A 26338-nucleotide genomic window follows, 5' to 3' on the forward strand; every position below is an offset into this window, starting at 1 on the left:
ATTGAAAACCGACCGCAAAGTGCCGATGTTTTCAGAACAGGAGGGCACAGATGCAGGACGTAGTTCTTGTCGAAAAACTCGATCCCGAGGCCGAGCTTGATCGGCTGGCGCAGCTATACAGGTCTGCGGGCGGAGCTGGGGTGACTTTTCTCAACAGGCTGGGTGGATCAGCAGAATCTCTGTTGGATCAACTGCCCGAGCCAATGCGCCATGGTCTGAACGAAGCAACCGAACAGGCGCTTTGGGTCGCCATGTATGCTGCCGAAGGGACGCGTCGTGCGGTGCCGGATCAAAAACCATGGGTCAATACAGCACTGACCACCGCGATGGGGGCGGCTGGAGGGCTGGGCGGAGTTTCGACCGCGCTCGTTGAGTTACCTGCAACCACGGCGATGATGCTGCGCGCGATACAGGGCGCGGCGGCCCGCGAGGGGTTTGATCCGACGGCTGAAAACGTAAAATTCGACTCGATCCGGGTGCTCTCGGCCGCAGGCCCGTTGGCCGATGATGATGGCGCGGATCTCGGCTTCTTCTCGATGCGACTGACCCTGACGGGGCCAACCATGCAGCGGCTGATCGCCGCTGTCGCTCCGCGTTTGTCGGTCGTGTTGGGTCAGAAGCTGGCCGCGCAGTCCGTACCGCTGCTTGGGGCGCTTGCCGGGGGCAGTGCGAACTATATCTATACCCGATACTATCAGCAGATCGCGCGTGTGCATTTCGGGCTGCGCCGTCTGGCGATCAATGCCGATATTCCCCATGACGAGTTGGTGCAGCGCCTGTCAGGGCGTATGGGGGCTTAGTTGAGGTTTTTGGGGTAGGGCTTGGAAAGTCCTGCAAAATGTGGTAAATCCTGCACTATAAACCGCAACATAAGCGGAGCGAGCAGTGGGTAAGAACCGTGTTTGACGGGCGCAGCAATGTGCTGAATGCCGGGCTTTCGGCAGAGAACCTCTCCCTTTCCGGGGCGCTTCCCGTCTATGCGCAATCCGCTGCGCTTTGCTATCGCACCAAGAATGGCCGACCCGAGATTCTGTTGATCACCACGCGTCGGTCGCGACGTTGGATCATTCCCAAAGGTTGGTTGATCAACGGGATGACCCCGTCTGAAACAGCCGCCCGCGAGGCTTGGGAAGAGGCCGGGGTGCTCGGGACCTGCGGGTCTGAAGCTCTGGGGCGTTTTGCCTATGTCAAAAACCGCCCGGGCAAGGCGTCGGCATTGTGTCTGGTTGATGTGTTTCCGCTGCATGTGCAGCGATTGGAAGCGCATTTTCCCGAGGCGGGCGACCGCAGGCGCAAATGGGTTTCGCCCAAAAAGGCATCGTCAAAGGTGGCGTCGCCTGATCTTGCCGCGCTTTTGGGCGGATTCGGGCTCCGCCGGCAATAGGGGCCAAGATCAAGACTTGATATTGCCATGTTGGTCAGTATCTATTCGCCAACCGGATTCTGGACGTGATATGATTCAATACGCATTGAAGTGCAGCAAGGGCCACAGCTTTGACAGCTGGTTTCAGTCCGCAGCCGCTTTTGACAAACTGTCAGCTGCCGGGATGGTGACCTGTGCGCGCTGCGGCTGCGACAAGGTGGAAAAGGCGATCATGACGCCGCGGGTCCGTCCCGCGCGCAAAGCGGTTGCCGAGCCAGCACCGGTTGATCCAGCCCCGGACCAGATCAACGTTGCGACACCTTCCCCCGATGTTCAGGAGATTTTGGGGGAACTGCGCCGCAAGGTCGAGGAGAACTCGGACTATGTCGGCAAGGATTTCGCCAGCGAGGCGCGTAAAATTCATCTGGGCGATGCGCCGGAACGCGCCATTTATGGCGAAGCCAAACCCGAAGAGGCGAAGTCGCTGATCGAGGATGGCGTGCCGGTCGCGCCGTTGCCATTCGTTCCCAGCCGCAAGACCAACTGATTGATGCATGTCGTCATAACAGGCGTTAATCGTGGAATCGGAAAAACGATTTCAGATCACTACCGTGCCGCAGGTCATGAGGTTACGGGAACGACGCGAGACGGCAGCGCGCAAATCACGCTGGATGTCACGGACCCTGTGCAGCACGCAGCGATGGCTGAACACCTGCAAGGTCGCCCGATTGATCTGCTGATCTGTAATGCGGGTGTTTATCTAGATAAAGGCCACGACATCAGCGGCTATCCGGCCGAGATATGGGCGCAGAGCTTTGCCACAAATGTGACCGGCGTGTTCCTGACCGTTCAGTCCCTGTTGCCAAACCTGCGCGCAGCGCGGGGCAGGGTTGCGATCGTCTCGTCTCAGATGGCGTCGCACACGCGTGCGCCCGGCGGTAGTTATATCTACCGGGCCTCAAAGGCGGCGGTTCTGAATCTGGGCCGCAATCTGGCCACTGATCTGCGCGCCGATGGTATTGCGGTCGGCATCTATCACCCGGGTTGGGTTAAGACTGACATGGGCGGGTCCGCTGCCGAGATCAGCGCGGAACAGGCCACAAACGGCCTGATCCAGCGATTTGAGGTTCTCTCGCTGGACACAACCGGATGTTTCGAAACCTGGGACGGTCGGGCGCACCCTTACTGAGTGTTCAGGGCCGCCTTGGGGATTTCATAAACCTCGCCGGGCTCGATGAAGATCACCATGATATCGCCGCGGGTCTCATAGGTCAGTTTCGAGGTCGAACTGCTGGAATCGGGCACGCCTTTGGTGAAATAGATCCGCCGCACTTCGCCCGTGTTCATCTGTACTGCCAGCGTTGCCGTGCCGTCTTCACGTTTGCGAAGCTCGGCCGGGCAACTGGCCATCGGGTCACCTGAAAGGGCGGCACACGGAACTGTACCCAGAGAATTCTGACCGTCCGTGCCCGACAGGGTCGCCACCTGAGCATTCGCGGCCGTTGAGATCAAGGTTAGGGCAATGGCAAAGCGATACATGGAAATCCTCTTGGAATAAGGTGTTGCGTGCACGCTTACACCACGGGCGTTCAAAGTAAAGCGTCCTGGTGATGTCTTTGCCTACTTGCCCTTGCGCCCCCCCTCGCATAAGAGGCACGGGATCAGAAATTCAAGGCGCGGAGACTTTGGCCCCATGCCCGTACTCGTGATGAAATTCGGCGGCACGTCGGTCGCCAATCTGGACCGAATCCGCCGTGCTGCAAAGCGGGTCGGTGTCGAGGTTGCCAAGGGCTATGACGTTATCGTCATCGTATCTGCTATGTCGGGCAAGACAAATGAGTTGGTGGGTTGGGTCGATGAAATCTCGCCGCTCTACGATGCGCGCGAATATGATGCGGTTGTATCCTCTGGTGAAAACGTCACCGCTGGTTTGATGGCGCTGACTCTGCAGGAAATGGACATCCCGGCGCGCAGCTGGCAGGGCTGGCAGGTGCCGTTGATCACCAATGGCGCGCATTCGGCTGCCCGGATCGAAGAAATTCCGCCTGAGAACATCACCCAGAAATTTGACGAGGGTATGCGTGTTGCCGTCGTGGCAGGCTTTCAAGGCATCAGCCCCGAAGGACGGATCACCACTCTGGGTCGTGGTGGTTCCGACACCACTGCCGTGGCCTTTGCCGCGGCATTCGAGGCCGAGCGCTGCGATATCTACACGGATGTGGACGGCGTCTATACCACCGATCCGCGTATCTGCGAGAAAGCGCGCAAGCTGGATCGGATTTCGTTCGAAGAGATGCTCGAACTCGCCTCGTTGGGGGCCAAAGTGCTGCAGACCCGCTCGGTCGAGCTGGCGATGCGCTACAAGGTGAAACTGCGCGTTCTCTCAAGTTTTGAAGAACAATCCGACGAGGCCGGTACGCTGGTCTGCGACGAGGAGGATATCATGGAATCCAATGTTGTGGCCGGTGTGGCCTATTCCCGCGACGAAGCCAAGATGACCGTCGTTTCCGTGGCGGACCGTCCCGGTATCGCCTCGATCATCTTTACCGCGCTCAGCGATGAGGGCGTCAACGTCGATATGATCGTCCAGAATATCTCGGACGAAGGGCGCACGGACATGACGTTCTCCTGCCCGACCAATCAGGTCTCCCGCGCCGAAAAGGCACTGCTGGCGATCAAGGAACAAGGTGAGTTGAACTACGCTGAGCTGGTTGCTGACGAAGACGTTTGCAAGGTTTCGGTTGTGGGGATCGGAATGCGCTCGCAATCCGGTGTTGCGGCCAAGATGTTCAAGATTCTCTCGGATGAGGGGATCAACATCAAGGTTATTACAACCTCCGAGATAAAAATTTCCGTTCTGATCGACAGGAAATACATGGAACTTGCGGTTCAGGCACTGCATGATGCCTTTGAACTGGACAAGGCGGCCTGAGCATTTCAGCCAAGTGGTCCGTCTGAAACCGTAACGTGGGTGGGCCATGGCGGAAGGCACGGAAACAGAATCCCGCAAGCTGCTGGGACGGCTGCGCGAAGAGATGGCAAGCGAGGCCGCCGGTCAGGAGCGTCTTGACCGGATCACGCATCTGATTGCGGACAGCATTCACCGCGAGGTGTGCTCGATCTACCTGTTTCGCGATGAAGATACGCTCGAGCTTTGCGCAACCGAAGGTCTGTCGCCCGAAGCGGTGCACAAGACCCGGATGCGCATGGGCGAGGGTCTGGTCGGTCGTGTTGCCAAGTACGGCAAGGTGGTCAATACCGCCGATGCGCCTTCGGCCAAGGGCTTTCGGTACATGCCGGAAACCGGCGAAGAACGATATTCGTCCTTTTTGGGTGTGCCGGTGCAGCGTCTGGGCCAGAAACTGGGCGTTCTGGTCGTACAGTCTCGGGAAGCGCGCGAATTTTCTGCAGATGAAGTCTACGCGCTGGAAGTTGTTGCGATGGTTCTGGCCGAAATGGCTGAACTCGGTGCGTTCGTGGGCGAAGGTGCGGCTTTGTCGCCCCTGCACCAGCAGTCGCTGTTGCTGCGAGGTGGCCCCGCGCAGGAAGGTTCTGCCGAGGGCCATGTCTGGTTGCATGAGCCCCGCGTCGTAGTCACCAATCCAATTGCCGAAGATCCGCATCGCGAGCGTGAGCGGCTGAACGAAGCAGTCGAGGAACTGCGCGTTGGTGTGGACAAGATGCTTGAGATTTCTCAGGGCGGCGACAAGGAACAGCTTCAGGTTCTGGAGGCCTACCGGATGTTTGCCAACTCAAAGGGTTGGATGCGCCGGATGGAGGAAGACATCGCGCTGGGCCTTAGTGCTGAGGCGGCGGTCGAGAAGGAACAGTCTCAGGCCCGGGCGCGTATGGGGCAGGTCACTGATCCGTATCTGCGCGAACGGCTGGCTGACCTGGACGACCTCAGCAACCGGTTGCTACGTATTCTGACTGGGCAGGGCAATGGCAACGGAGCTGACCTGCCACCTGATCCGATTCTGGTCGCCCGCAATATCGGCCCTGGCGATCTGCTGGAATATGGCCGTTCGCTCAAGGGTATCGTGCTGGAAGAAGGCTCGGTGGGCAGCCACGCCACCATCGTCGCTCGCGCTTTGGCGATTCCGCTGGTGGTGCATGTGGGCCGGATCACAACCGAGGCTCTGAACGGCGACCACATTCTGGTCGATGGCGATAACGGGGTCGTGCATCTGCGCCCCGAGGATACCGTTGTCAGCGCGTTTCGCGACAAGGTCGCGATGGAGGCGAAAGCACAGGAACGCTACGCCTCGATCCGTGAAACGCCCACGGTCACGCAGGATGGCGCACGCATCAACATGGTGATGAACGCGGGCCTGATGGCAGACCTGCCTTCGCTGAACAACTCAGGCGCCGAGGGGGTGGGCCTGTTCCGCACCGAACTGCAATTCCTGATCCGCAATCAGATGCCGAAACGGTCCGAACTCGTTACACAATACAAGCGGGTTCTGGATGCGGCGGGCGAGAAGCGGGTGGTGTTCCGAACACTGGATATCGGGTCGGACAAGGTTCTGCCCTACATGAAACACGTGGCTGAGCCGAACCCGGCGCTGGGCTGGCGGGCGATCCGCGTGGGTCTGGACAAGCGCGGCGTGATGCGGATGCAGTTGCAGGCGTTGATCCGGGCCGCCGATGGCCGCCCCCTAACGATCATGTTCCCCTTTGTTGCGCAGGCGGACGAGTTCCGCGAGGCACGATGGGAGGTCAAGAAAACCATCGAACGTGAGCGGCGTCTGGGCCACGTCCTGCCTGAAACGCTCGAAGTTGGCGCGATGCTGGAAACGCCTTCGCTTGCGTTTGCGCCGCAAAAATTCTTTGACGAGGTAGGCTTTATCTCAATCGGCGGCAACGACCTGAAACAGTTCTTCTTCGCCGCCGACCGCGAGAATGAGTTGGTGCGCCGCCGCTATGATACGCTGAATGTCAGCTTTCTCACTTTCATTGAACGTATCGTGGAACGATGCGCGATATCGGACACGCCGCTCAGCTTCTGTGGCGAAGATGCCGGCCGCCCGGTCGAGGCGCTGTGTCTTGCTGCCATGGGCATCCGCACCCTATCTATGCGCCCTGCCTCGATCGGGCCGGTCAAAAGCCTGTTGTTGCGGTCGAACCTTCAGGATGTGCGTAAGATAATCGCGGATGCGCGCCATCGTGGTGAACAATCCGTGCGACCTGCGGTGATGGACTGGCTGCGCACGCAGTCCTGACCGGTCCGCCGCGATGCCAGCTGCAAATCCGAGCTTGATTTTTACGTCCGGGTTTTCTATGCAGCCGATAAATGTTAGCGATAACATGAATTATGACGCACATGCGTTTAGTCCCGGGCTGAAACCTTGCCTAAGCTGGCGGGGAAGTCGAAAGGAGCCTTGCAATGGTCTCACGCGTAATTCCGGTAGACCCGTTCGACCTGGTGTTGTTCGGCGCCACGGGTGATCTGGCACAGCGCAAAATTCTGCCTGGCCTCTATCACCGGTTCGAAGTCGGTCAGATGCCCGAGGATGCGCGCATCATTGGCACCGCCCGATCCGATATGGACAGCGATGGGTTCCGCGATCAGCTGCGCGCGTCGATGCAAGAGTTTGCGCCGGGTTTCAAAAAGGACACGCTTGATCGTTTTCTGCGCCACGTCGAATATGTTCCGGTAGATGCGCTGGGCGATGCGGGCTGGTCCGATCTGGCTAAAGTGTTGCGCCCGGACGTGGTGCGCGCCTTCTACCTGTCGGTGGGTCCAAGTCTTTTCTCTGGCATTGCACAACGGTTGAACGATCACGGCCTCGCCACGCCCGACAGCCGTATCGTGGTCGAAAAACCCTTTGGTCACGATCTGACATCAGCCAAAGCGCTGAACGAAGGGCTGCGGGCCTGTTTCGAAGAACATCAGATTTACCGGATCGACCATTATCTGGGCAAGGAAACCGTGCAGAACCTGATGGCCTTGCGCTTCGCGAACTCCTTGTTTGAACCACTGTGGAACGCGACCCATGTGGACCATGTTCAGATCACCGTGGCCGAGACCGTAGGCGTCGAAGGGCGCGGCGCTTATTACGATCAGTCTGGTGCAATGCGGGATATGATTCAGAACCACCTTGTTCAATTGCTGTGTTTGACCGCGATGGAGCCACCTTCGAAATTTGCGCCCAACGCGGTGCGGGATGAAAAGGTCAAAGTGATCGAAGCGCTGGAACCGGTAGAGCCCAAGGATATCGCCCGCGGTCAGTACCGCACCGAGAAAGGCGGGGACGGCTATCTGGATCACGTTGGCAACCCAGCCAGTCGGACCGAGAGTTTCATCGCGCTGAAGGCCCATATCGGCAACTGGCGCTGGGCCGGGGTGCCGTTTTACCTGCGCACGGGTAAACGGCTGCGGGCGCGCGAATCCGAGATTGCGGTGTTCTTCCGCGACCCGCCGCATACGATCTTCCCGAATGTCGGTCCATTGCACGGCAACGTGCTGGTGATCCGTCTGCAACCGGATGAAGGCATCACCCTGCGCACCACGATCAAGGAGCCGGGGCAGGGTGGTTTCCGCCTGTCCGACGTCGCGTTGGACATGAGTTTTGCTGACGCGCTGGGTGACGACTCGCAATCTCCTGATGCTTATGAGCGGCTGATCATGGATGTGATCCGGGGCGATCAGACCCTGTTCATGCGCGGGGACGAGGCCGAGGCCGCCTGGGCCTGGGTCGATCCCATCATTCACGGCTGGGAAGAGCGCGGCGACAAGCCAGCGAAATACGATCAGGGCAGTTCCGGCCCCGAGGAAGCCCTGATGCTGATGCATCGCGATGGCCGCCGCTGGCGCCAGATCGGAGGATAATCATGGTCAACACAGTTATTTCCGACGTCACCAAACGTATCATCGACCGCAGCGCCGATCTGCGTGGGCCGCATCTGGAACGGATGGAGCAGGCCAGATCCAAAGGCCCCGCCCGCGCGCACCTGTCCTGCAGCGGTCAGGCCCATGCCTATGCCGGTGCGGGCGAGGATCAGAACTCAATGGCAACCGGCACCGCGGGCAATCTGGGCATTGTCACCGCCTATAACGACATGCTCTCGGCCCACCAGCCGTTCGAACGCTATCCCGGCGTGATCCGCGATGCGATCCGTGCAGCAGGGGGCACCGCGCAGGTCGCAGGTGGAGTGCCCGCCATGTGCGACGGCGTCACCCAGGGCGAGGCGGGGATGGAGTTGTCCTTGTTCTCCCGCGATGTGATCGCGCTGGCGACCGGCGTGGCGCTCAGCCACAACACCTATGACGCGGCGGTGTTCCTTGGAGTCTGCGATAAGATCGTGCCCGGTCTGATCATCGGCGCGCAGGCGTTCGGGCATTTGCCCGCCGTCTTCCTGCCCGCTGGTCCAATGACCAGCGGCCTGCCAAACGATGAAAAGGCCAAGGTTCGTCAGAAATTCGCTGCCGGAGAGGTCGGTCGCGACGAACTCATGAAGGCGGAAATGGCCGCCTATCACGGCCCCGGCACCTGCACTTTCTACGGCACCGCCAACACCAACCAGATGTTGATGGAGTTCATGGGCCTGCATCTTCCCGGCTCCAGCTTCATCAACCCGAACACGCCCCTGCGCGATGCCCTGACCGAGGAAGGGGCCCGCCGCGCCTTGGCGCTCAGCGCGCTGGGCAACAATTACACCCCGGTCTGTCAGGTGCTGGACGAGCGCGCCTTCGTCAACGGCATCGTTGGCCTGATGGCGACCGGTGGCTCCACCAACCTGCTGATCCACCTGATCGCCATGGCGCGTGCTGGCGGTATCGTGCTGGATTGGCAGGATTTCTCGGACATTTCCGCCGTCGTCCCCCTGGTCGCGCGGGTCTATCCCAACGGTCTGGCCGACGTGAACCATTTCCACGCCGCCGGGGGCTTGGGCTTTGCCATTGGCACGCTGCTGGACGAGGGCCTGCTGCACCCCGATACGCTGACCGTTGCGGGGAAGGGCCTACACAATTACACCAAGGAGCCGAAGCTGAAAGATGGCGAACTGGTCTGGGAAGAGGGCGCGGGCCACAGCCTGAACGAAAAGATCGTGCGCCCCGCCAACGATCCGTTCCAGCCTACGGGGGGCCTCTCGCGCCTGACCGGCAATCTGGGCACCGGCGTCATGAAGGTTTCAGCCGTGGCCCCTGAGCATCAGGTGGTCGAAGCACCCGTACGCGTGTTCCACGATCAGGACGACGTAAAAGCCGCCTTCAAAGCCGGAGAGTTCACGGGCGACACTATTGTCGTCGTCCGCTTCCAGGGTCCAAAAGCCAACGGTATGCCGGAACTACACTCGCTGACGCCAATCCTGTCGATCCTGCAGGGGCGGGGTCACAAAGTAGCGCTGGTCACCGATGGCCGCATGTCCGGTGCCTCGGGCAAAGTCCCCGCTGCCATTCATGTCTGCCCCGAGGCGCTGGACGGCGGAGCCATCGCCTGTCTGCAGGACGGAGACATCCTGCGCGTGGATGCGGTGAAGGGGGAACTGGAAATCCTCACCCCGGGCGTCCTCGATCGCGCGCCTGCCACCGCAGACCTCACCGCGAACCAGCATGGCGTTGGTCGCGATCTCTTCGGCGCCTTCCGCCAGAATGTCGGCTCCGCCGATACCGGCGCCAGTATCTTCGGAGTTTAACCCATGTCCAAAACCCAACGCACGCGCGAGATTTGCGCGCTGGCCCCGATTATCCCGGTTCTGGTCGTCGATGACGTCGCCCATGCCCGCCCGTTGGCTGGCGCCTTGATCGCCGGAGGTCTTCCCGCGCTTGAGGTCACCCTGCGCACCCCCGCCGCGCTTGACGTCATTCGGGCCATGGCGGACGTCCCCGGCGGCGTTGTCGGCGCAGGCACGCTGGTCACTCCCGAAGATGTCCGCGCCGCAAAAGAGGCTGGTGCACAATTCGGCGTCTCGCCCGGCGCAACGGATGCCCTGATCGCCGCCTGCGTAGGTGAAGACCTGCCCCTTCTGCCCGGCGCTGCGACCGCGACCGAGGCGATGGCCCTGCTGGAAAAGGGCTATGACATGCTGAAATTCTTCCCAGCCGAGGCTTCTGGCGGGGCTCCCGCCCTGAAAGCCATCGGCGCGCCCCTTCCCCAGATCACCTTTTGCCCGACGGGTGGCGTGTCGCCGTCAAACGCCCGCGATTACCTGTCGCTTTCCAATGTTATCTGCGCCGGCGGCAGCTGGGTCGCCCCCAAACAGATGGTGCAAAGCGGTGACTGGGCCGGAATCGAAACACTTGCCCGCGAGGCCACCCGCCTGATGGATTGACGCCGCAGGGCGAGACGCTAGGGTAGGCCTCAATTCAAACAGGTTGCCCTCATGACAAACCAACGCTCTCTCGCGCAAGGGCGCGAGTATCTGGCCATTCCCGGCCCCTCGGTCATGCCCGACACGGTCCTGCAGGCCATGCACCGCCCGTCGCCCAACATCTATGACGGTGAGTTGATCGAGATGATGCCCGCGCTCACGCGCGATCTGCGCCGCGTGGCCCGCACCGAGCATAACGTCGCCATCTACATCGCCAACGGCCATGGCACCTGGGAGGCCGCGCTGTCCAACGTCATCGCTCCCGGCGAAACCGTGCTGGCGCCGGCCTCGGGCCGCTTCACTCACGGTTGGGCTGAGATGGCCGAGGGGATCGGCGGCAAGGTTGAACTGATTGATTTCGGCCGATCCTCGCCTTGGGATTTCGACCGCATCGCCGAAACTTTGCGCGCCGATACCGGCCACAAAATCAAGGCGGTGCTTGCGGTCCATGTCGATACGTCCACATCGATCCGCAACAGCATACCGGCTCTGCGCGCTTTGCTCGACGATCTGGACCATCCGGCGCTGCTAATGGCCGATTGCATCGCCTCGATGGGCTGCGAACGGTTCGAGATGGATGCATGGGGCGTCGATGTTACGGTCACCGCCTGCCAAAAGGGCTTGATGACCCCTGCAGGTGTCGGGTTTGTCTTCTTCAACCAAAAAGCGCAGGCCAAGCGGGCCACCATGCCGAGGGTCTCTCAATACTGGGATTGGCAGCCGCGCGCCAATCCCGATCTGTTCTACCAGTATTTCAACGGCACCGCGCCGACGCACCACCTTTACGGCCTGCGCGCGGCTCTTGACCTGATCCATACCGAAGGGGTGGAACAGGTCTGGGCGCGCCACGAACACCTCGCCAAAGCGATCTGGGCCGCGTGCGAGGTCTGGACGCAAGGCGATGCGCTCCACTTCAATGTCACCGATCCGGTGCATCGAAGCCATGCGGTCACCGCACTCCGCCTGACCGAAGGTCGCGGGACGCCTCTGCGTCGCTATACCGAGAACGCCCTCGGCCTGACGCTTGGCATCGGATTGGGGATGGAGGATTGGGATGGCTGTTTCCGCCTCGGTCACATGGGGCACGTGAATGCACAGATGGTCATGGCCATGCTGGGCAGTATAGAAACCGGAATGGCGGCGCTTGGCATCCCTCGTGGCAAAGGCGCATTGGAAGCTGCCGCCGCCGCGCTGGCGACATAAGTCTGATCCGCTTCTTCATCTGGCTAAAAATATCCTCGGGGGGATCGCGCTGTGGCGCGATGGGGGGCAGACAGCCCCCCTCCGTCGCTTATCCATGCGACTCTGCTGTGGAAAGCGCGTCCGGCAACGCCGCCGCGAAAGCGTCCAGATCGGCGGTCTCACCGCAGCTCACCCGAATACATCGGTTCTGAGGCGCCGCGAAGGGCATCCGTACGAACACACCCCGTTCAACCAGCGCCTCCAGCACGGCCGTGGCAAATGCTCCGTCGCGCCTGCAATCGATCGCCACGAAATTTGTGGCCGACGGCAAAGGTTCTAACCCGTTGGCCCGCGCAATCTCCTCAATCCGACCGCGTGCGCCTGCGATTTTCGCCTGCACCTGTGCGAGCCATCTTTGGTCCTGCAATGCGGCCAGCGCACCGGCTTGTGCGGCCCGGTTCATACCGAAATGGTTACGCACCTTGTTGAAGGCCAGGATCAGTTCCTCAGCGCCGATCGCGTAACCAACCCGCGCCCCTGCCATGCCATACCCCTTGGAGAACGTGCGCATCCGGATTATCCGCGGGTCATCCGCCGCAACCGGAGCGGTAGTTCCTTCGGGGGCGCATTCCACGTAGGCCTCATCCAGAACCAGCAAACACCCTTCTGGCAAAGTGTCCATCGCCGCCACGATCTCGGCCCCTTTATGCCAGCTCCCCATCGGATTGTCTGGATTGGCCAGATAGACCAGCTTGGCATCCACTTCCGCCGCTTTGGCAAACAGGGCTGTGGGATCTTCATGATCGTCCAGGTAAGGAACCTTGTGCAACATCCCGCCAAACCCGGCCACATGGTAGTTGAAGGTGGGATAAGCCCCGTCCGAGGTCACAACCGCATCGCCGGGACCAACCATCAGCCGCACCAGATATCCCAGCAACCCGTCGATCCCTTCTCCCACCACAATGTTCTTAGGGGCGACGCCATGATGATCCGCCAATGCGCGTCGCAGATCGTGGTTTTCGGGGTCACCATACATCCAGATTTCATTTGCCGCCTTACGCATCGCGTCAATAGCCCGTGGAGAGGGACCAAAAACGCTCTCATTCGCGCCCAGCCGCGCGGCAAAGGGTGCGCCACGCTGGCGTTCCTGGGTTTCGGGGCCTACGAAAGGCACGGTTGCAGGCAGGGATTGCGCAAGCGGGGTATAGCGAGGACCGGTCATGGCGGCAGATAAGCGCAACCTCCGGGGCGGGGCAAGCCTTGCATGATGGTGCGATCGCCTTCACTCTGCACGCAACCGGGTTGAGAGGTGTCATGCGCTATTTTCTGGGTCTTGTGCTGATAGTTCTTGCTTATCTGCTGTTCTGGCCCGTACCGGTCGATCCGGTCGCCTATACCCCGCCAGAGCCGCAGGGTTTCACTGGTGATTTCGCCGGAAATTCCGCGCTCGATCAGCTCGAACTGACCCCGTTACCACAAGATCAGATTGGTCCGGAAGATATCGCTGTTCTGCCCGATGGTGCGGCCTATACCACCAGCCTGTCCGGTACACTCTACCGGATCGACGGAGAAGAACCGGTAGAGATCGACCAGCTTGGCGGGCGCCCACTTGGCCTGCGGGCGGGACCGGATGACGCGCTTTATATCGCGGACAGCTTTCGTGGCCTGATGCGCTGGACCGGGCCGGGGACATTGGAAACGCTGGTGTCCGATATCGACGGTGTCCCTGTAATCTATGCCAACAACCTGGATGTGGCGCGCGATGGCACGGTCTATTTTTCAAACTCGTCCGACCGTTTCGACCCCGAGACAATGGGCGGCACCAAGCCGACATCGGTCCTGACCATCTGGGAGCAATCGCCAACCGGCTACGTCGTCCGCTATTCTCCTGAAAACGGAGCGGAAAAGATCGCCGAAGGATTTGTCTACGTCAACGGTATCGCTCTGTCGCCCGACGAAGACTTCCTGCTGATAGCCGAAACCGGCCGGGCACGGGTGCACAAACTCTGGCTGACAGGCCCAAAGGCCGGGACACAAGAGGTATTGCTGGATAACCTGCCGGGTTATCCGGACAACATCAAAGCACAAGGTGACGGGACATATTGGATGGCCTTCGCCAGCCCACGCGTGCCTGCGGAAAAGCTGATGCCCTATCCTTTCCTGCGCAAAGTGATCTGGCGATTGGGTCCAATGGTGCGCCCTGCGCCCATTCATCGTGGAATGATGGTGCAGTTCGACGGTGATGGTAATATCCTGCGCACGCTGCAAGACCCCGATGGACGGTTGGGCATCACCACAAGCGGTCAGATTGTGGGGGACCAGTTCTATGTGATGACGCTGGATTCGCCCTGGTTTGGCCGAATGCCAGTGTCGCAGATGCCCTGACGTCGCGGTGGAACTGCGCCCTTCTTTCAGGGCATGGTCAGGTAAATCAGGTTTCGGAGGCTCCATGTCACGCGTATCCGTCGAATACAAAGACCACATCGCCCATGTCACGCTGACCCGCGGCGACAAGATGAACGCGCTGGACGAGGCGATGATCAAGGCGATCCTCTCCGCCGGGCAGGAGGTCGCCGCCGCCGATATCCGCGCTGTCGTATTGTCGGGTGAGGGCAAAAGCTTCTGCGCAGGGCTTGATATGGCCAGCTTTGCGAGCATGGCCCACAAGGACCCGACCGAATGGCTGATGACCCGCAGCCACGAAGATGCCAACGAAATGCAGGAGTTGGCCCTGATCTGGCGGCGCGTCCCGGTCCCGGTGATCTGCGCCATTCAGGGTGTCGCCTATGGTGGCGGGCTGCAAATTGCGCTGGGGGCTGATATCCGCATCGCGCATCCCGAGGCGAAGCTGGCGGTGATGGAGATGAAATGGGGTATCATCCCCGACATGGGTGGTATGGTCCTGCTGCCCGAACTGGTGCGTTCGGATGTGCTGCGCCTGCTGACCTACACCGCCCGCCCCATCGGCGCACCACAGGCGGCGGATTGGGGGCTGGTCACCAAACTGTCTGATGATCCTCTGACCGAGGCACTCGCGCTGGCCGAAGATATCGCGGGCAAAAGCCCCTCGGCCATCCGCGCCGCCAAACGCCTGATCGAAGTGGCCGAAAGCAAATCCCGCACCGAGGTCCTGATTGAGGAATCCGCCGAGCAGGTGGAATTGATCGGGAAGCCGGACCAGATGGAGGTTGTCATGGCCCAGATGCAGGGCCGCAAGCCCGAGTTCAAATGATGGCCCCGATCACACGGATAATCCTTTATACAAAGCGTCTGGACGAGCTGGTGCAGTTCTACGAAACGCATTTCGGATTTTCAGCTGAAAGAAGGGCCGGAGACCGCATAGTCGAGCTCGTGCCGGAAACAGGCGGGGCGCATCTCTTGCTGCACCCGGCTGGCAAGGCCGCGCGCGAAGGTCAGGCTGCGGTCAAGCTCGTTTTCGATGTCGCGGATGTACCGGCCTTTTGCGACCGCGCACGTGAGAACGGATTGGAACTTGGACCAATTCATCAGGCAGACGGGTACCAGTTTGCCAACGCAAAAGATCCATCGAAGAACTCGATCTCAATTTCCAGCCGGGCCTTTGCGGACCATTTCTAGCGCATGAAACTGCGTCGCGCGTCGCGCGCCATGTTGTAGCGCATTTCCAGATCGGCGATACGCGCCATGGCGGCTTTTCTGTTCTCGGGGTCGGTCAGCGTGGCATAGGCTTTGCGGGCGGCATCCAGCTCTTTCTTGATGCTGAACTCTTCGGGCAGCACCCCGGCCTGCACCATGATCCGATGACCAGCGGCGATGGCGGGATCACTTTGCGCCTCGGAGGAACGGTCAGGCAGGGGCGCGCCTTCGCCCTCAAGCCCCTGCAGCTGGCCTTGGGCCTGCGCCCTTCTGATCTGGCGCTCTACCAGTTTTCCAAGCGATCCGAACATGGCTCGATCATACCGATTGCGGTGTAAGAGAAAAAGCGATTACCGCGTTCTGTTCGCAACCAGATAGGCAATGCCACCCGCCAGCAGGCCCCAGACCGCCGCGCCCAGCCCGAAGACGGTGATGCCTGAGGCGGTGATTGCGAAGGTCAGCATCGCCGCTTCACGCTCAGCCGGAACTTCGAGCGCTGCGAAGATTGAATTGGCCAATACACCGATCAAGGCCACCCCGGCCAGAGTTCCCATCAGCAGCGGATCGGCATGGGCTGCAAAGCCGGTGATCGCGACGGCAAAAATACCGAACAGGCAGTAGAATACGCCACCCATAATCGCCGACCAGTAGCGCAGGGCGGGGTCGGGGTGGCTTTCTTCGTTGGAACACATCGCTGCGGTGATCGCTGCAAGGCAGGTTGCAGGCGCACCAAACGGGGCCGACAGCAGGCTTGCACCGCCCACCGATGAAAACAACCTGCCTGCTACGGGGGTGTATCCAAAGCTGCGCATCACCGCGATGCCGGGGATGTTCTGGGTCGCCATTGTGACGATGAACAATGGCACTCCGATCCCAAGGGCCGAGGATATCGAGAATGTCGGCGTGGTCCAGACCGGAGCCGCGATCAGACGCTCGGGGGCGATAGGTGTGTCGCCGGCATTCAGGGTGACGACGATAGCAGCCGCGATAACCGCTGCAGGAACAGCCACCAGCCGATTGAACCGCCCGGCGATGAACCATATCAGGATCACGGGTAACGCCTGCCACGGTATCTCAACTGCCGCTTTGAACGGCAGGATACACAGCGGCATCAGCACCCCCGCCAACATGGCCTGTGCCAGAGTTGTTGGGATCGCTGCAGCCAGTCGCCCCAACGGTTTCCACAGGCCCGCCAGAACAGTCAGCGCGCCCGCGCACAGGAAGGCTCCGATAGCGCCGGAAAACCCTTCGGCAGGCGCGGCAGATACGGCCAGCAGGGCGACACCGGGGGTGGACCAAGCGACGCTGATTGGCAGTTTGTACCAAAGGCTCAGAACGATGGCCGCCAGCCCCATGGCGATCGCGGCGCTCATCAGCCCCGAGGCGGCCTCCTGCGCCGAAGCGCCCATCGCGTTCAGCCCCTGCAACACGATCGGGAAGGAACTGAAGAAACCGACGATGGCTACAACCAGCCCGGTCGAAACGGTCTGCATTGGGGGAAATGCGCGTGTCATCTGGGTCTCCGCCTTGCCTCCTGCACTTGCTAGCAACCGTACGCGGCAGTGAACAGGACGAATTCCGGGATGCAAACTGAAAACCCCGCCGGGGAAGCGGCGGGGCTTGAGATTTTGAATTTGAGGAAAGATTCAGATCAGGCGATTTCGGCGAGGCGGGCGAGTGCCTCGTTCAGCTTGGCCTCTTCCTCTTCACGGGCGGCAAGGTTGGCTTTGGCTTCCGCGACAACATCTTCCGGGGCCGAGGCCACGAATTTGGGGTTGTTCAGACGCCCACGCAACCCGCCGAGTTCCTTGGCGAGCTTGCCCTTGGCTTTCTCCAACCGTTCTTTTTCCGCACCGATGTCGATGATATCGGCCAGCGGCAGGCCGAAGGACGCGCCGGGAGCAGCGATAGAGATCGTGCCTTTGGGCAGTTCATCGGCCTTGGTGAGGCTGTCGATCCGCGCCAGACGTTTGATCAGCGCCTCGTTGCGGTCCCATGCGGCCTGGCCGTTTGAGTCGATCTCAGTCACCAGCATCGGCACATAAAGGCCAGCGGGAACCCGCATCTGCGCGCGGGCCGAGCGGGTGTTTTCGATCACCGAGATCACCCAGTTCATCTCACGATCTGCATCGGCATCGACCAGTTCGGTGCCGTATGTGGGCCAGTTGGCGTGGACGACCATTTTCGCCCGGTCGCCGGTCAGGCCCCAGAGTTCCTCAGTAATGAACGGCATGATCGGGTGCAGCAGAACCATGCACTGATCCAGAACCCAGCGCATGGTTGCGCGGGTCTCGGCCTGAGCCTCGACGTCGTCGCCCTGCAGTAGAGGTTTCGACAGTTCCACATACCAGTCGCAGACCTTGCCCCAGACAAAGGCGTACAGCCCGTTCGCCGCGTCGTTGAAACGATAGCTTTCCAGCGCCGCGTCGACCTCCTCCCGCACTCGGGCGGTTTCGCCGATGATCCAGCGGTTTACGGCGGCCTTGGGTTTCAGGTCGGCCACATCCAGTTGCGGCACGGTATCGGTGAACACCTCATTCATCTCGGCAAAGCGGACGGCGTTCCACAGCTTGGTGCCGAAGTTGCGATAGCCGGTGATGCGGTCTCGGGACAGTTTCAGAACGCCACCAATCGCCGCCATCGAGGCGTTGGTGAAGCGCAGCGCGTCGGCGCCGAATTCGTCCACGATCTCCAGCGGGTCGATGACGTTGCCGGTGGTCTTGGACATCTTCTTGCCCTTCTCGTCACGGACGAGCTGGTGCAGGTAGACGGTGTGGAACGGGATCTGATCGACCACGGCCAGTTGCATCATCATCATCCGCGCGACCCAAAAGAACAGGATATCCGCGCCGGTGATCAGAACGTCCGTGGGGAAGTAGCGCTCCAGTTCCTCGGTCTGCTCGGGCCAGCCCAGCGTGCCGATGGGCCAGAGGCCGGACGAGAACCAGGTGTCGAGCACGTCGGGGTCGCGCCACACCGGGTAGACCAGCTTGGTCGGGTCCTGTTCAACTGCGTACTGCGCAAGACTTTCAGCGAACTGATGGATCGCTTCCTGCTTGCCGGCAACTTCGATGACCGTCGCATGGCTGAGCGGGTTGGGGATGTTTGCGTTGTCGTCGAGGAATTTTTCGGTAACTGCCTCAAGGTTTGCGGCGCATTCCATGACATTGCCGCGGTGCAACATGCCGCCTTCGTTCAACAAGCGGCCCAGTTCGACCAGATCAAGGTCGCCGTCGTTTTCGTCGTCCTTGAAGTTCTCGACCGACAGATCAAGACCATACCAAACCGGAATCTGGTGCCCCCACCACAGCTGGCGCGAGATGCACCAGGGCTCGATGTTTTCCAGCCAGTGGTAATAGGTCTTCTCACCCGACTCGGGGATGATCTTGACCGTGCCGTCCTTGACCGCATCCAGCGCGGGGCCAACGACCTTTTCGGCGTCCACGAACCACTGGTCGGTGAACATCGGCTCGATAACAACTTTCGAGCGGTCGCCGAAGGGCTGCATGATCGGTTTGCTCTCGACCAGCGGGACCAGTTTCTCAGCGCCTTCGTGATCGGGCTTCAGAGCGGTTGAACCCAGACGGGGATCATCTGCGCGGGTCATGACGGCCAGACCATCGGCGGTGATCTCTTCCACGACCTTCGCGCGTGCTTCGAACCGGTCGAGGCCGCGCAGATGATCGGGGATCAGGTTGATTGCGTCGATCTCGTTCTCGGTGAACGCTTTGCCGCGCGCGTATTTCTGCGCCTTGTCGGCCTCATCGGCATAGGGCGCACCGTCCGCGCGCATCGCGCCTTTGGTATCCATCAGGCGGTACATCGGAATGCTGCCGCGCTTGGCGACCATGTTGTCGTTGAAATCATGCGCCCCGGTGATCTTAACCGCGCCCGAGCCGAAATCGGGATCGGGGTATTCATCGGTAATGATCGGGATCTGACGGCGATGCTCTTTCGGGCCAACCGGGATTTCGCAGAGTTTCCCAACGATTGGTGCATAGCGCTCATCCGATGGATGAACCGCAACCGCGCCGTCACCCAGCATGGTTTCAGGGCGGGTCGTGGCGATCGAGATATAGTCGCGCTCTTCCTCGAGGATGACGTTCCCATCCTCGTCCTTTTCGACGTAGGTGTAGGTCTCACCGCCCGCCAAAGGATATTTGAAGTGCCACATGTGGCCCGCAACTTCGATATTCTCAACCTCAAGGTCCGAAATCGCGGTCTCAAAGTGCGGGTCCCAGTTGACCAGACGTTTGCCGCGATAGATCAGGCCCTTTTCGTACATATCGACGAAGACTTTGATCACTGCGTCGTGAAAATTCGCAGAATTTTCGTGGCCCGTGCGCGGGTCGCGTGGCGCGCCCGCCATGGTAAAGGCATTGCGCGACCAGTCGCAGGACGAGCCCAGACGTTTCAGCTGCTCGATGATCGTGCCACCGTATTCGCCTTTCCATTCCCAGACCTTGTCCAGAAATGCCTCGCGCCCCAGCTCGGTTCGGCCGGGCTGCTGGGTAGCCGCCAGCATCTTTTCCACCTGCATCTGAGTGGCGATGCCCGCGTGGTCCTGCCCGGGCTGCCACAGCGTGTCGAACCCGCGCATCCGGTGCCAGCGGGTCAGGATATCCTGCAGCGTGTTGTTGAACGCATGGCCCACGTGCAAAGCACCCGTCACGTTGGGCGGCGGGATCATGATGGTAAAGCTCTCGTCGCGCGAGCGGTTCGCGCCTGCCTTGAAGGCTCCGGCCTGTTCCCAGGCCTCATAAATGCGGGCCTCGGCCTCGGCCGCGTTGAATGTCTTTTCCATCGCCATGGGATGCGTCCTGCGTCGTCTGTCTAGGGTCAGCGCCTGCAATAGCGAATGGACGCGGGAAGGGGAAGGCCCCCTTGCGGTCAAGACCTGCCTTAGCCCGGCCTGGCAGGCGCCGGAGCGTAAAGCTGCAGGTCTTCCGTCGCCCCCTGCGCCATGGCCTTGGCCTGATCGGCCCGGATGCGCGCGTGCAGGTCCAGCGCGTCGGGCGAGAACAACTCGGTCGGCGTGGGAATATGGATGAAATTGCCTACCCGATCCTCACCGCGTGCCAGAATGGCATAGTCGCGATCCGCCACTTTCTGCTGCGCGTTGGGGTTCAGATAGCGGATGGCCAGACCGATGCGGCGATCAGCCGACACGTTCGGCCCCGAGCCATGGATGGTCAGCCCGTGATGCAGCGACATCTGGCCCGGCTGCAGCTCGATATGGGTTTTGTCCTCTTCGTTGACATCTACGGCGACCTCCTGCCCGCGCGACAGCAGGTTGTTGTCGGAAAACGTATCGTTGTGTGGCAGGATCGGGTTCTTGTGGCTGGCTTTCACGAAATCCATGCAACCGCTTTGAACCGTTGCAGGCGACAGCGCAATCCAGGCCGTCAGCTGGTCCGAGGTTTCGCCCATGCCCCAATAGGTCAGGTCCTGATGCATCCCCACCACCTGAGTCGTGCGCGGTTCCTTGATGAACAGTTCCGCCGACCACAGCAGAAGGTCCGGCCCCAGAACGCCCTCAACCACGTCCAGCACGCGCGAGTCCAAAGCGATGCGGGTGGCCAGCGGCATGACGACATGGGCGTTGATGCGCTTGTACATGTTCAGGGGCAAGGGCAGGTCGGCCTCGCGCCAGTTTGCCTCGATCTCTTCCAGCTCGGCGCGGAACCCGGCGGTCTCGGACGCCGGGAATACCGGGATGGGAAAGGCAAAGCCATCCTCCCAATAGGTCTCGACGGTTTGGGCGTCCAATCGGCCATTCGTCAGTTCGATAGCAGCGGGCATGTGGCCTCCCTCAGGCTGGATACAGGTCCAGCCTAGGGGCCGCTTCGCCCCGAGCGCAACGCTGTTTCCTGACATGAATGTCGCTTTCAGACCGCGTGATCGTGATTTCAACGGTCTCTGGACATGGCGCAGCTTCGCGCTAGGGTCGCCTGTTCAGGTGGCCAGAGGATTGTCCCATGGAAAAATTCGGCAAAAGCCAGCCCGTCAAACGGACCGAGGATCAACGGTTTCTGACCGGGCAGGGGCAGTACATGGACGATTCCGTGCCCGAGAATGCGCTGTTCGCAGCCTTCTTTCGCAGCCCGGTGGCACATGCCGCAATTACGTCTCTGGACCTTGAAGATGCACGCGCCGCAGATGGGGTGCGTTTGGTCATGACGTTGGATGACCTGACCGCAGCCGGGATCGGGACGGTGATGGATGCCACAACTGTGTCCAACCGCGACGGCAGCCAGGGTGCGGCTTCTGAACGGCATATGCTGGCCAAGGATCGTGTGCGTTTCGTAGGCGAACCGGTTGCGGTTGTGATCGCCGACACTCAGCTGCAAGCCCGCGATGCGTCAGAATTGATTTGGATGGAAACCGAAGACCTGCCGGTCAAGATGGATGTCGCCGCCGGTGGGGAACCTTTGCATCCTCAAGCCCCTGACAATCGCGCCTTCGACTGGGGTCTGGGCGATGAAGAGGCGACCAAAGCGGCCTTTCAGGCAGCGGCACACACGGTCGCGCTGAGTGTTCATGATAATCGGGTCATCGTGAGTTCGATCGAACCGCGTGGCTGTCAGGCCGATTGGTCGGATGGCCGCCTGCATTTCTCTTATGGCGGGCAGGGGGTCTGGGGAATGAAGGCGCAGTTGGCGCAAAAGCTGAAACTAGACCCCGAGCTGATCCGGGTCACCACGCCGGATGTCGGCGGCGGATTCGGTATGAAGGCGATGCCGTATCCCGAATATTTCTCGGTCGCCGTGGCAGCGATGAAGCTGGGCCAGCCCGTCCACTGGATGTCGGATAGGTCCGAGGCGATGCTGTCGGATCAACATGGCCGCGACCTGACTTCACTGGCGGAGCTCGCCTTTGATGCCGATCATAAGATCACCGCCTATCGGGTGCACAGCAAAATCAACCTCGGCGCGTATAACAGCCATTTCGCGCAGGCGATCCAGACCAACCTGTTCAGCCGGGTGCTGATGGGGGTCTATGATGTGCAAACCACCTACATGCGCGTCGAGGGGTTCTTCACCAATACCACGCAGGTCGACGCATATCGCGGGGCCGGTCGGCCCGAGGCGATCTATGTGCTTGAGCGCGTGATAGACCGCGCCGCGCGTGAGTTGGGCGTCGACCCGCGGGAACTGCGGCGCAAGAACTTCATTCGGCCCGAGGCGTTCCCCTACAAGACCGCAACCGGTGAAACCTACGACGTGGGTGAGTTCGACATGGTCCTCAGCCGCGCCGCCGAACAGACCACCGGCTTTGAGGCCCGCAAGGCCGCAGATGCGGAGAACGGTCTGATCCGCGGGCAGGGGCTTTGTTACTATATCGAAAGTATTCTGGGTGATCCTTCCGAAGGCGCAAAGGTTGAGTTTTGCGAGGATGGAACGGTGAACCTCTATGTCGGTACGCAATCCAACGGGCAAGGGCATGAGACGGTCTATGCCCAATTCCTGTCAGATCAGGCGGGCATTCCGGCACATCTCATCAATGTGGTTCAGGGCGACACGGACCGGCTCGCGCAGGGTGGCGGAACCGGCGGGTCGCGCTCGGTCACGACCCAAAGCAATGCCACGCTGGTCACAGTTGATACGATGATCGCCGCATTCACGCCGTATCTTGCCGATAAGATGGGGGTCGAGGAAAGCGATGTGACCTTCGACCATGAAACCTTCCGCGCTCCGGGGTCCAACCTGACCCCCACGCTGACCGAGGCGGCTGAGATGGCGCGCGCAGACGGGCGCGCCGATCTGTTGCAGCACGAAGCCCGCGCCACGCTAGATGCACGCAGCTATCCAAACGGCGCACATGTTGCCGAAGTCGTTATCGATTCTTTCACTGGTGAAACATGGGTCGACCGCTACACGGTGGTGGATGATTTCGGCAATCTTATCAACCCGATGCTGGCCGAGGGGCAGGTGCATGGTGGCGTGGTTCAGGGCATCGGTCAAGCGCTGAATGAACATGTTGTACATGATGCCGAGGGGCAACTGCTCACGGCTTCGTTCATGGACTACGCCTTGCCCCGCGCGGCTGAGATACCCATGATAGAATTTACCTCGGCGCCGGTCCCGTCAACCGCCAACCCGATGGGGATGAAAGGATGTGGCGAGGCTGGCACCGTGGGCGCGCTGGCTGCGGTGGCGAACGCGGTTCAGGATGCGCTCTGGGATCACGGGGTGCGGCAGGCCGATATGCCTTTCACACCTCATAGAGTTTGGGAATTGTTGACGCATGGTTCTGTCGCGGCTGAGTAGAAAGGTACTGGGATGGCTCGGACGGCCTCTGCGGTCCGAGCACTCGGCCGAGTCGCGCCACCGCGAACCGATCAGCCACGTGATTATCCTGGACGGCACCATGTCCAGACTTGAACCCGGTCTGGAAACCCATGCCGGTCAGACCCTGCGCCTGTGCTGCGAGATGGGCAGCAAGGTTTCGGTCTTCTACGAAGCCGGTGTGCAGTGGGACAGCTGGAAATCCTCGCTGGATGTGATGATGGGGCGGGGCATCAATCGCCAGATCCGTCGCGCCTATGGCTACCTCGCATCTCGCTATAAGCCCGGCGATAAGATCTTCTTCATCGGTTATTCGCGCGGCGCCTACGGGGTGCGCAGCCTTGCGGGCGTGATTGACGCGATCGGGCTGCTCAAGGCCGAACACGCCACCGTCCGCAACATCAAACAGGCCTATCGCCACTATGAATGCAACGCCAATGGCGAAGCCGCAGCGGTCTTTCGTCGGGAATTCTGTCACGAGGATGTTGCCATCGAGATGATCGGTGTCTGGGACACGGTCAAGGCGCTGGGTCTGCGCCTGCCGCTGCTCTGGCGCTGGGCCGAGGAACGCCACGCCTTTCACAACCATCAGCTAGGTCCCGCCACCCGGCACGGTTATCACGCCATGGGTCTGGACGAGACCCGCGAGGTGTTCGAGCCGGTATTGTGGAAATGTACCCCCGACTTCAAAGGCCATATCGAGCAGGTCTGGTTCCGCGGCACCCACGGCGATGTCGGCGGCCAGCTGAACGGTTTCGAAGAAGCCCGCCCGCTCAGCAATATTTCCCTGATCTGGATGCTGGACAAGGCCGAACTGCACGGGCTGCCTCTGCCCGAAGGCTGGCGCGACCGTTTTCCCACCGACCCCCACGCTCGCTCGGTTGGCACATGGCGCGGTTGGGGCAAGATCTTCCTGCTGCGCAAGCATCGCAAAGTGGGGCGTGACCGGTCAGAGAAGCTGCATGTCTCGGTCTCGCCCGAGGAACTGCCCCGCTGGGTGCCGATGCCGGATTTGCCGTCGCACCCGGCGCAGTAGAAAAATGGCCAGCGGTCTGTGTGTTCCGTCCTGCCCGTATCGGGTGGACATTTTCGCGGTGTTGAAAGAGATATACCCTCATGCCGGATCCATATTTTTCTGAACTCAAATACCTGGGTGGTCCAAGCCTGGACTTTATTGAGGTCGCGGTCGATGCGGGCACGGACGTGTCAAATCTGGTCGTAACCATCTACCTGAGCAATGGCGGGATTCGGACCACCAACACCTTGGCGGGAATCACGCCGACAACTGTTGCCGGTCGCGATATCTATGTGATCGATACGACGAGTTCGGGAACCTTCAATGGGCTGGGGAAGACCAACGGTATTTCGCTGTCTGAAGGGGCGACCGTCTACCAGTTCAATTCGTTCAGCGACCCGCCCAGCCCCGGTCCGATCACCGCAACAACCGGGCCTGCCAGCGGTATGCAATCGACGGTAATCGGTCAGGCCGGCGCGGGCGATTCACTGGTTTCGACCGACAATGGCGACACATATTCGGTCAGTACCGATCCCACCCCGGGCAGCGTCCCCTGCCTGACCGCAGGCACATTGGTGTCGACTGATCTGGGTCCGGTTCCGGTTGAGAACCTGAAACCGGGCCAGTTGATCGCATTGGCCAGAGGGGGCACGGCGCCGTTGTTGCAGATCATGCATCGTTCCCTCGATACACGCGAGCTGCGGCGCAATCCCAAACTCTTCCCGGTCCGGATTTGTGCGGGCGCACTTGGACAGGGTCTGCCCCGGCGAGACCTGCTCGTTTCGCGCCAGCACCGCATGTTGGTGTCCTCTGAGATTGTGAAGCGCATGTTTGATCGCTCCGAAGTATTGGTGGCTGCGATCAGATTGACCGAGCTGCCGGGAATCTACGTGGACGATACGGTCGACAGCATCTCTTATTTCCATCTGGTCCTGCCGGCGCATGAGGTGATCATTGCCGAGGGTGCTCCGACGGAAACCTTGCTGACCGGCGAGGAAGCGCTGAAATCCCTCCCGCCTGAGATGGTCGAAGAGCTTAACGTGTTGTTTCCCGAAATTTCCTCGGGCGTTACCTCGGTGACGAGGTATCTGGTGCCGGACAATACGCGTCAGAAAAAGCTTGTGGCCCGTCACGCTCTTCACGAAAGAGCTTTGCTTTCGGAATATTCAGCCAGCACATATCGCGCAGACTGAAAGGAATGAGGCGCTGACCGGTCTGGGTCAGCACCACTTGCTACGCCTGAAACTTACCGCCGACGATCCCGGCGAGAGCTCATCGGCTGGAACGCCACGCCCACATGCGCCTCGCAATAGGGCTTGCCTGCTTCAACCGGCAGGCCACAGAACCAGAAATCCTCGGTCGCGGGATCACCCACGGGCCATTTGCAGGTTTTCTCGGTCAGTTCCATCAGCGTCAGCTTCTTGGCCTTCTTCTCGACCTCGTTGACCTTGGCCAGCGCCTCGGGGCTGATCTCATTGGCCGAAGGTTGCGGGGGTAGAGGCTGACCGGCGGGGATGATCTGACGGCGGGCCGGGGTGACCGGTTTGGCCCCGGGCGCGG

General features: G+C 60.7%; 23 protein-coding genes. 16 read left to right on the plus strand and 7 right to left on the minus strand.

Features of this window, described 5'->3' with window-relative positions:
* Positions 1–50: 50 nt before the first annotated feature.
* The 4 genes from RA27_RS11830 (at position 51) to RA27_RS11845 (ending at position 2552) form a co-directional block, all read left to right on the plus strand.
* Complete coding sequence (locus RA27_RS11830) at positions 51–800, plus strand: EcsC family protein (protein WP_039538940.1); 750 nt, start codon at positions 51–53, stop codon at positions 798–800.
* 98 nt (positions 801–898) lie between these two features.
* Complete coding sequence (locus RA27_RS11835; protein ID WP_039538942.1) at positions 899–1384, plus strand: NUDIX hydrolase; 486 nt, start codon at positions 899–901, stop codon at positions 1382–1384.
* Positions 1385–1454: 70 nt separating this feature from the next.
* On the plus strand, positions 1455–1910 hold the full coding sequence (locus tag RA27_RS11840; protein WP_039538944.1) for a DUF1178 family protein: 456 nt from the start codon (positions 1455–1457) through the stop codon (positions 1908–1910).
* Between the two features lie 3 nt (positions 1911–1913).
* The gene (locus RA27_RS11845) at positions 1914–2552 is read left to right on the plus strand and encodes an SDR family NAD(P)-dependent oxidoreductase (RefSeq protein WP_039538946.1); all 639 of its coding nucleotides are present in this window, start codon (positions 1914–1916) and stop codon (positions 2550–2552) included.
* On the opposite strand, the gene RA27_RS11850 is transcribed toward RA27_RS11845, so the two are convergent.
* On the minus strand, positions 2546–2902 hold the full coding sequence (locus tag RA27_RS11850) for a hypothetical protein (RefSeq protein WP_039538948.1): 357 nt from the start codon (positions 2900–2902) through the stop codon (positions 2546–2548). The genes RA27_RS11845 and RA27_RS11850 overlap by 7 nt on opposite strands.
* Before the next feature lie 154 nt (positions 2903–3056).
* Between RA27_RS11850 and RA27_RS11855 the strand changes: the two genes are divergently transcribed.
* The 6 genes from RA27_RS11855 to RA27_RS11880 all read left to right on the plus strand — a co-directional run bounded on the left by RA27_RS11855 (position 3057) and on the right by RA27_RS11880 (position 11881).
* Positions 3057–4295, plus strand: coding sequence for an aspartate kinase (locus tag RA27_RS11855; protein WP_039538950.1), 1239 nt, complete (start codon positions 3057–3059; stop codon positions 4293–4295).
* A 46-nt stretch (positions 4296–4341) separates the two neighbouring features.
* Complete coding sequence (ptsP, locus tag RA27_RS11860; protein ID WP_039538952.1) at positions 4342–6585, plus strand: phosphoenolpyruvate--protein phosphotransferase; 2244 nt, start codon at positions 4342–4344, stop codon at positions 6583–6585.
* 164 nt (positions 6586–6749) lie between these two features.
* Positions 6750–8195, plus strand: coding sequence for a glucose-6-phosphate dehydrogenase (gene zwf, locus RA27_RS11865; protein ID WP_039538955.1), 1446 nt, complete (start codon positions 6750–6752; stop codon positions 8193–8195).
* A 2-nt stretch (positions 8196–8197) separates the two neighbouring features.
* A complete protein-coding gene (edd, locus tag RA27_RS11870; protein ID WP_241484058.1) occupies positions 8198–10003 on the plus strand; it encodes a phosphogluconate dehydratase in 1806 nt (601 codons plus the stop codon).
* 3 nt (positions 10004–10006) lie between these two features.
* Positions 10007–10639 carry a bifunctional 4-hydroxy-2-oxoglutarate aldolase/2-dehydro-3-deoxy-phosphogluconate aldolase gene (locus RA27_RS11875; RefSeq protein WP_039538959.1) on the plus strand — a complete coding sequence of 211 codons (633 nt, stop codon included), beginning with the start codon at positions 10007–10009 and terminating at the stop codon, positions 10637–10639.
* A 51-nt stretch (positions 10640–10690) separates the two neighbouring features.
* Positions 10691–11881, plus strand: a complete 1191-nt coding sequence (locus RA27_RS11880; RefSeq protein ID WP_039538960.1) for an aminotransferase class V-fold PLP-dependent enzyme — start codon at positions 10691–10693, stop codon at positions 11879–11881.
* A gap of 88 nt (positions 11882–11969) precedes the next feature.
* On the opposite strand, the gene RA27_RS11885 is transcribed toward RA27_RS11880, so the two are convergent.
* A complete protein-coding gene (locus RA27_RS11885; protein WP_039538962.1) occupies positions 11970–13082 on the minus strand; it encodes a pyridoxal phosphate-dependent aminotransferase in 1113 nt (370 codons plus the stop codon).
* 92 nt (positions 13083–13174) lie between these two features.
* Between RA27_RS11885 and RA27_RS11890 the strand changes: the two genes are divergently transcribed.
* The 3 genes from RA27_RS11890 to RA27_RS11900 all read left to right on the plus strand — a co-directional run bounded on the left by RA27_RS11890 (position 13175) and on the right by RA27_RS11900 (position 15457).
* A complete protein-coding gene (locus tag RA27_RS11890; protein WP_039538965.1) occupies positions 13175–14245 on the plus strand; it encodes an SMP-30/gluconolactonase/LRE family protein in 1071 nt (356 codons plus the stop codon).
* Between the two features lie 64 nt (positions 14246–14309).
* Positions 14310–15092, plus strand: coding sequence for a crotonase/enoyl-CoA hydratase family protein (locus RA27_RS11895; RefSeq protein ID WP_039538967.1), 783 nt, complete (start codon positions 14310–14312; stop codon positions 15090–15092).
* Complete coding sequence (locus RA27_RS11900) at positions 15092–15457, plus strand: VOC family protein (RefSeq protein WP_039539081.1); 366 nt, start codon at positions 15092–15094, stop codon at positions 15455–15457. The genes RA27_RS11895 and RA27_RS11900 overlap by 1 nt, the downstream gene beginning before the upstream one ends.
* Here the strand turns inward: RA27_RS11900 and RA27_RS11905 are convergent.
* From RA27_RS11905 to RA27_RS11920, 4 genes are all read right to left on the minus strand, one after another.
* Positions 15454–15786, minus strand: a complete 333-nt coding sequence (locus RA27_RS11905; protein WP_039538969.1) for a DUF1992 domain-containing protein — start codon at positions 15784–15786, stop codon at positions 15454–15456. The two genes, RA27_RS11900 and RA27_RS11905, sit on opposite strands and share 4 nt — an antisense overlap.
* A 39-nt stretch (positions 15787–15825) precedes the next feature.
* Positions 15826–16989: a benzoate/H(+) symporter BenE family transporter gene (locus tag RA27_RS11910; protein WP_039538972.1), complete on the minus strand. Its 1164-nt coding sequence runs from the start codon at positions 16987–16989 to the stop codon at positions 15826–15828.
* A 137-nt stretch (positions 16990–17126) separates the two neighbouring features.
* On the minus strand, positions 17127–20285 hold the full coding sequence (locus tag RA27_RS11915; protein ID WP_039538975.1) for a valine--tRNA ligase: 3159 nt from the start codon (positions 20283–20285) through the stop codon (positions 17127–17129).
* A gap of 92 nt (positions 20286–20377) precedes the next feature.
* Positions 20378–21277 (minus strand): phytanoyl-CoA dioxygenase family protein, encoded by a 900-nt coding sequence (locus RA27_RS11920; protein ID WP_039538979.1) that lies wholly within the window; start codon positions 21275–21277, stop codon positions 20378–20380.
* A 176-nt stretch (positions 21278–21453) separates the two neighbouring features.
* Between RA27_RS11920 and RA27_RS11925 the strand changes: the two genes are divergently transcribed.
* The 3 genes from RA27_RS11925 to RA27_RS23170 all read left to right on the plus strand — a co-directional run bounded on the left by RA27_RS11925 (position 21454) and on the right by RA27_RS23170 (position 25971).
* Entirely contained in the window at positions 21454–23745 is a 2292-nt protein-coding gene (locus RA27_RS11925; protein WP_039538982.1) for a xanthine dehydrogenase family protein molybdopterin-binding subunit, read from the plus strand.
* On the plus strand, positions 23723–24799 hold the full coding sequence (locus tag RA27_RS11930) for a DUF2235 domain-containing protein (protein ID WP_039538985.1): 1077 nt from the start codon (positions 23723–23725) through the stop codon (positions 24797–24799). Before RA27_RS11925 ends, RA27_RS11930 begins: the two co-directional genes overlap by 23 nt.
* Before the next feature lie 80 nt (positions 24800–24879).
* Complete coding sequence (locus RA27_RS23170) at positions 24880–25971, plus strand: Hint domain-containing protein (protein ID WP_052265269.1); 1092 nt, start codon at positions 24880–24882, stop codon at positions 25969–25971.
* Positions 25972–26024: 53 nt separating this feature from the next.
* On the opposite strand, the gene RA27_RS11940 is transcribed toward RA27_RS23170, so the two are convergent.
* Positions 26025–26338, minus strand: a 314-nt coding sequence (locus RA27_RS11940; protein ID WP_039538988.1) for a GcrA family cell cycle regulator, incomplete at its 5' end; no start/stop codon positions are given.

Source organism: Ruegeria sp. ANG-R, assembly GCF_000813985.1.
GTDB lineage: Bacteria > Pseudomonadota > Alphaproteobacteria > Rhodobacterales > Rhodobacteraceae > Ruegeria.

Coding starts and splice junctions, on each gene's coding strand:
- RA27_RS11830 (WP_039538940.1), top strand. CDS start 51: ATGCAGGACGTAGTTCTTGTCGAAAAACTCGATCCCGAGGCCGAGCTT.
- RA27_RS11840 (WP_039538944.1), top strand. CDS start 1,455: ATGATTCAATACGCATTGAAGTGCAGCAAGGGCCACAGCTTTGACAGC.
- RA27_RS11845 (WP_039538946.1), top strand. CDS start 1,914: ATGCATGTCGTCATAACAGGCGTTAATCGTGGAATCGGAAAAACGATT.
- RA27_RS11850 (WP_039538948.1), bottom strand. CDS start 2,902: ATGTATCGCTTTGCCATTGCCCTAACCTTGATCTCAACGGCCGCGAAT.
- RA27_RS11855 (WP_039538950.1), top strand. CDS start 3,057: ATGCCCGTACTCGTGATGAAATTCGGCGGCACGTCGGTCGCCAATCTG.
- ptsP (WP_039538952.1), top strand. CDS start 4,342: ATGGCGGAAGGCACGGAAACAGAATCCCGCAAGCTGCTGGGACGGCTG.
- zwf (WP_039538955.1), top strand. CDS start 6,750: ATGGTCTCACGCGTAATTCCGGTAGACCCGTTCGACCTGGTGTTGTTC.
- edd (WP_241484058.1), top strand. CDS start 8,198: ATGGTCAACACAGTTATTTCCGACGTCACCAAACGTATCATCGACCGC.
- RA27_RS11875 (WP_039538959.1), top strand. CDS start 10,007: ATGTCCAAAACCCAACGCACGCGCGAGATTTGCGCGCTGGCCCCGATT.
- RA27_RS11880 (WP_039538960.1), top strand. CDS start 10,691: ATGACAAACCAACGCTCTCTCGCGCAAGGGCGCGAGTATCTGGCCATT.
- RA27_RS11885 (WP_039538962.1), bottom strand. CDS start 13,082: ATGACCGGTCCTCGCTATACCCCGCTTGCGCAATCCCTGCCTGCAACC.
- RA27_RS11890 (WP_039538965.1), top strand. CDS start 13,175: ATGCGCTATTTTCTGGGTCTTGTGCTGATAGTTCTTGCTTATCTGCTG.
- RA27_RS11895 (WP_039538967.1), top strand. CDS start 14,310: ATGTCACGCGTATCCGTCGAATACAAAGACCACATCGCCCATGTCACG.
- RA27_RS11900 (WP_039539081.1), top strand. CDS start 15,092: ATGGCCCCGATCACACGGATAATCCTTTATACAAAGCGTCTGGACGAG.
- RA27_RS11905 (WP_039538969.1), bottom strand. CDS start 15,786: ATGTTCGGATCGCTTGGAAAACTGGTAGAGCGCCAGATCAGAAGGGCG.
- RA27_RS11910 (WP_039538972.1), bottom strand. CDS start 16,989: ATGACACGCGCATTTCCCCCAATGCAGACCGTTTCGACCGGGCTGGTT.
- RA27_RS11915 (WP_039538975.1), bottom strand. CDS start 20,285: ATGGCGATGGAAAAGACATTCAACGCGGCCGAGGCCGAGGCCCGCATT.
- RA27_RS11920 (WP_039538979.1), bottom strand. CDS start 21,277: ATGCCCGCTGCTATCGAACTGACGAATGGCCGATTGGACGCCCAAACC.
- RA27_RS11925 (WP_039538982.1), top strand. CDS start 21,454: ATGGAAAAATTCGGCAAAAGCCAGCCCGTCAAACGGACCGAGGATCAA.
- RA27_RS11930 (WP_039538985.1), top strand. CDS start 23,723: ATGGTTCTGTCGCGGCTGAGTAGAAAGGTACTGGGATGGCTCGGACGG.
- RA27_RS23170 (WP_052265269.1), top strand. CDS start 24,880: ATGCCGGATCCATATTTTTCTGAACTCAAATACCTGGGTGGTCCAAGC.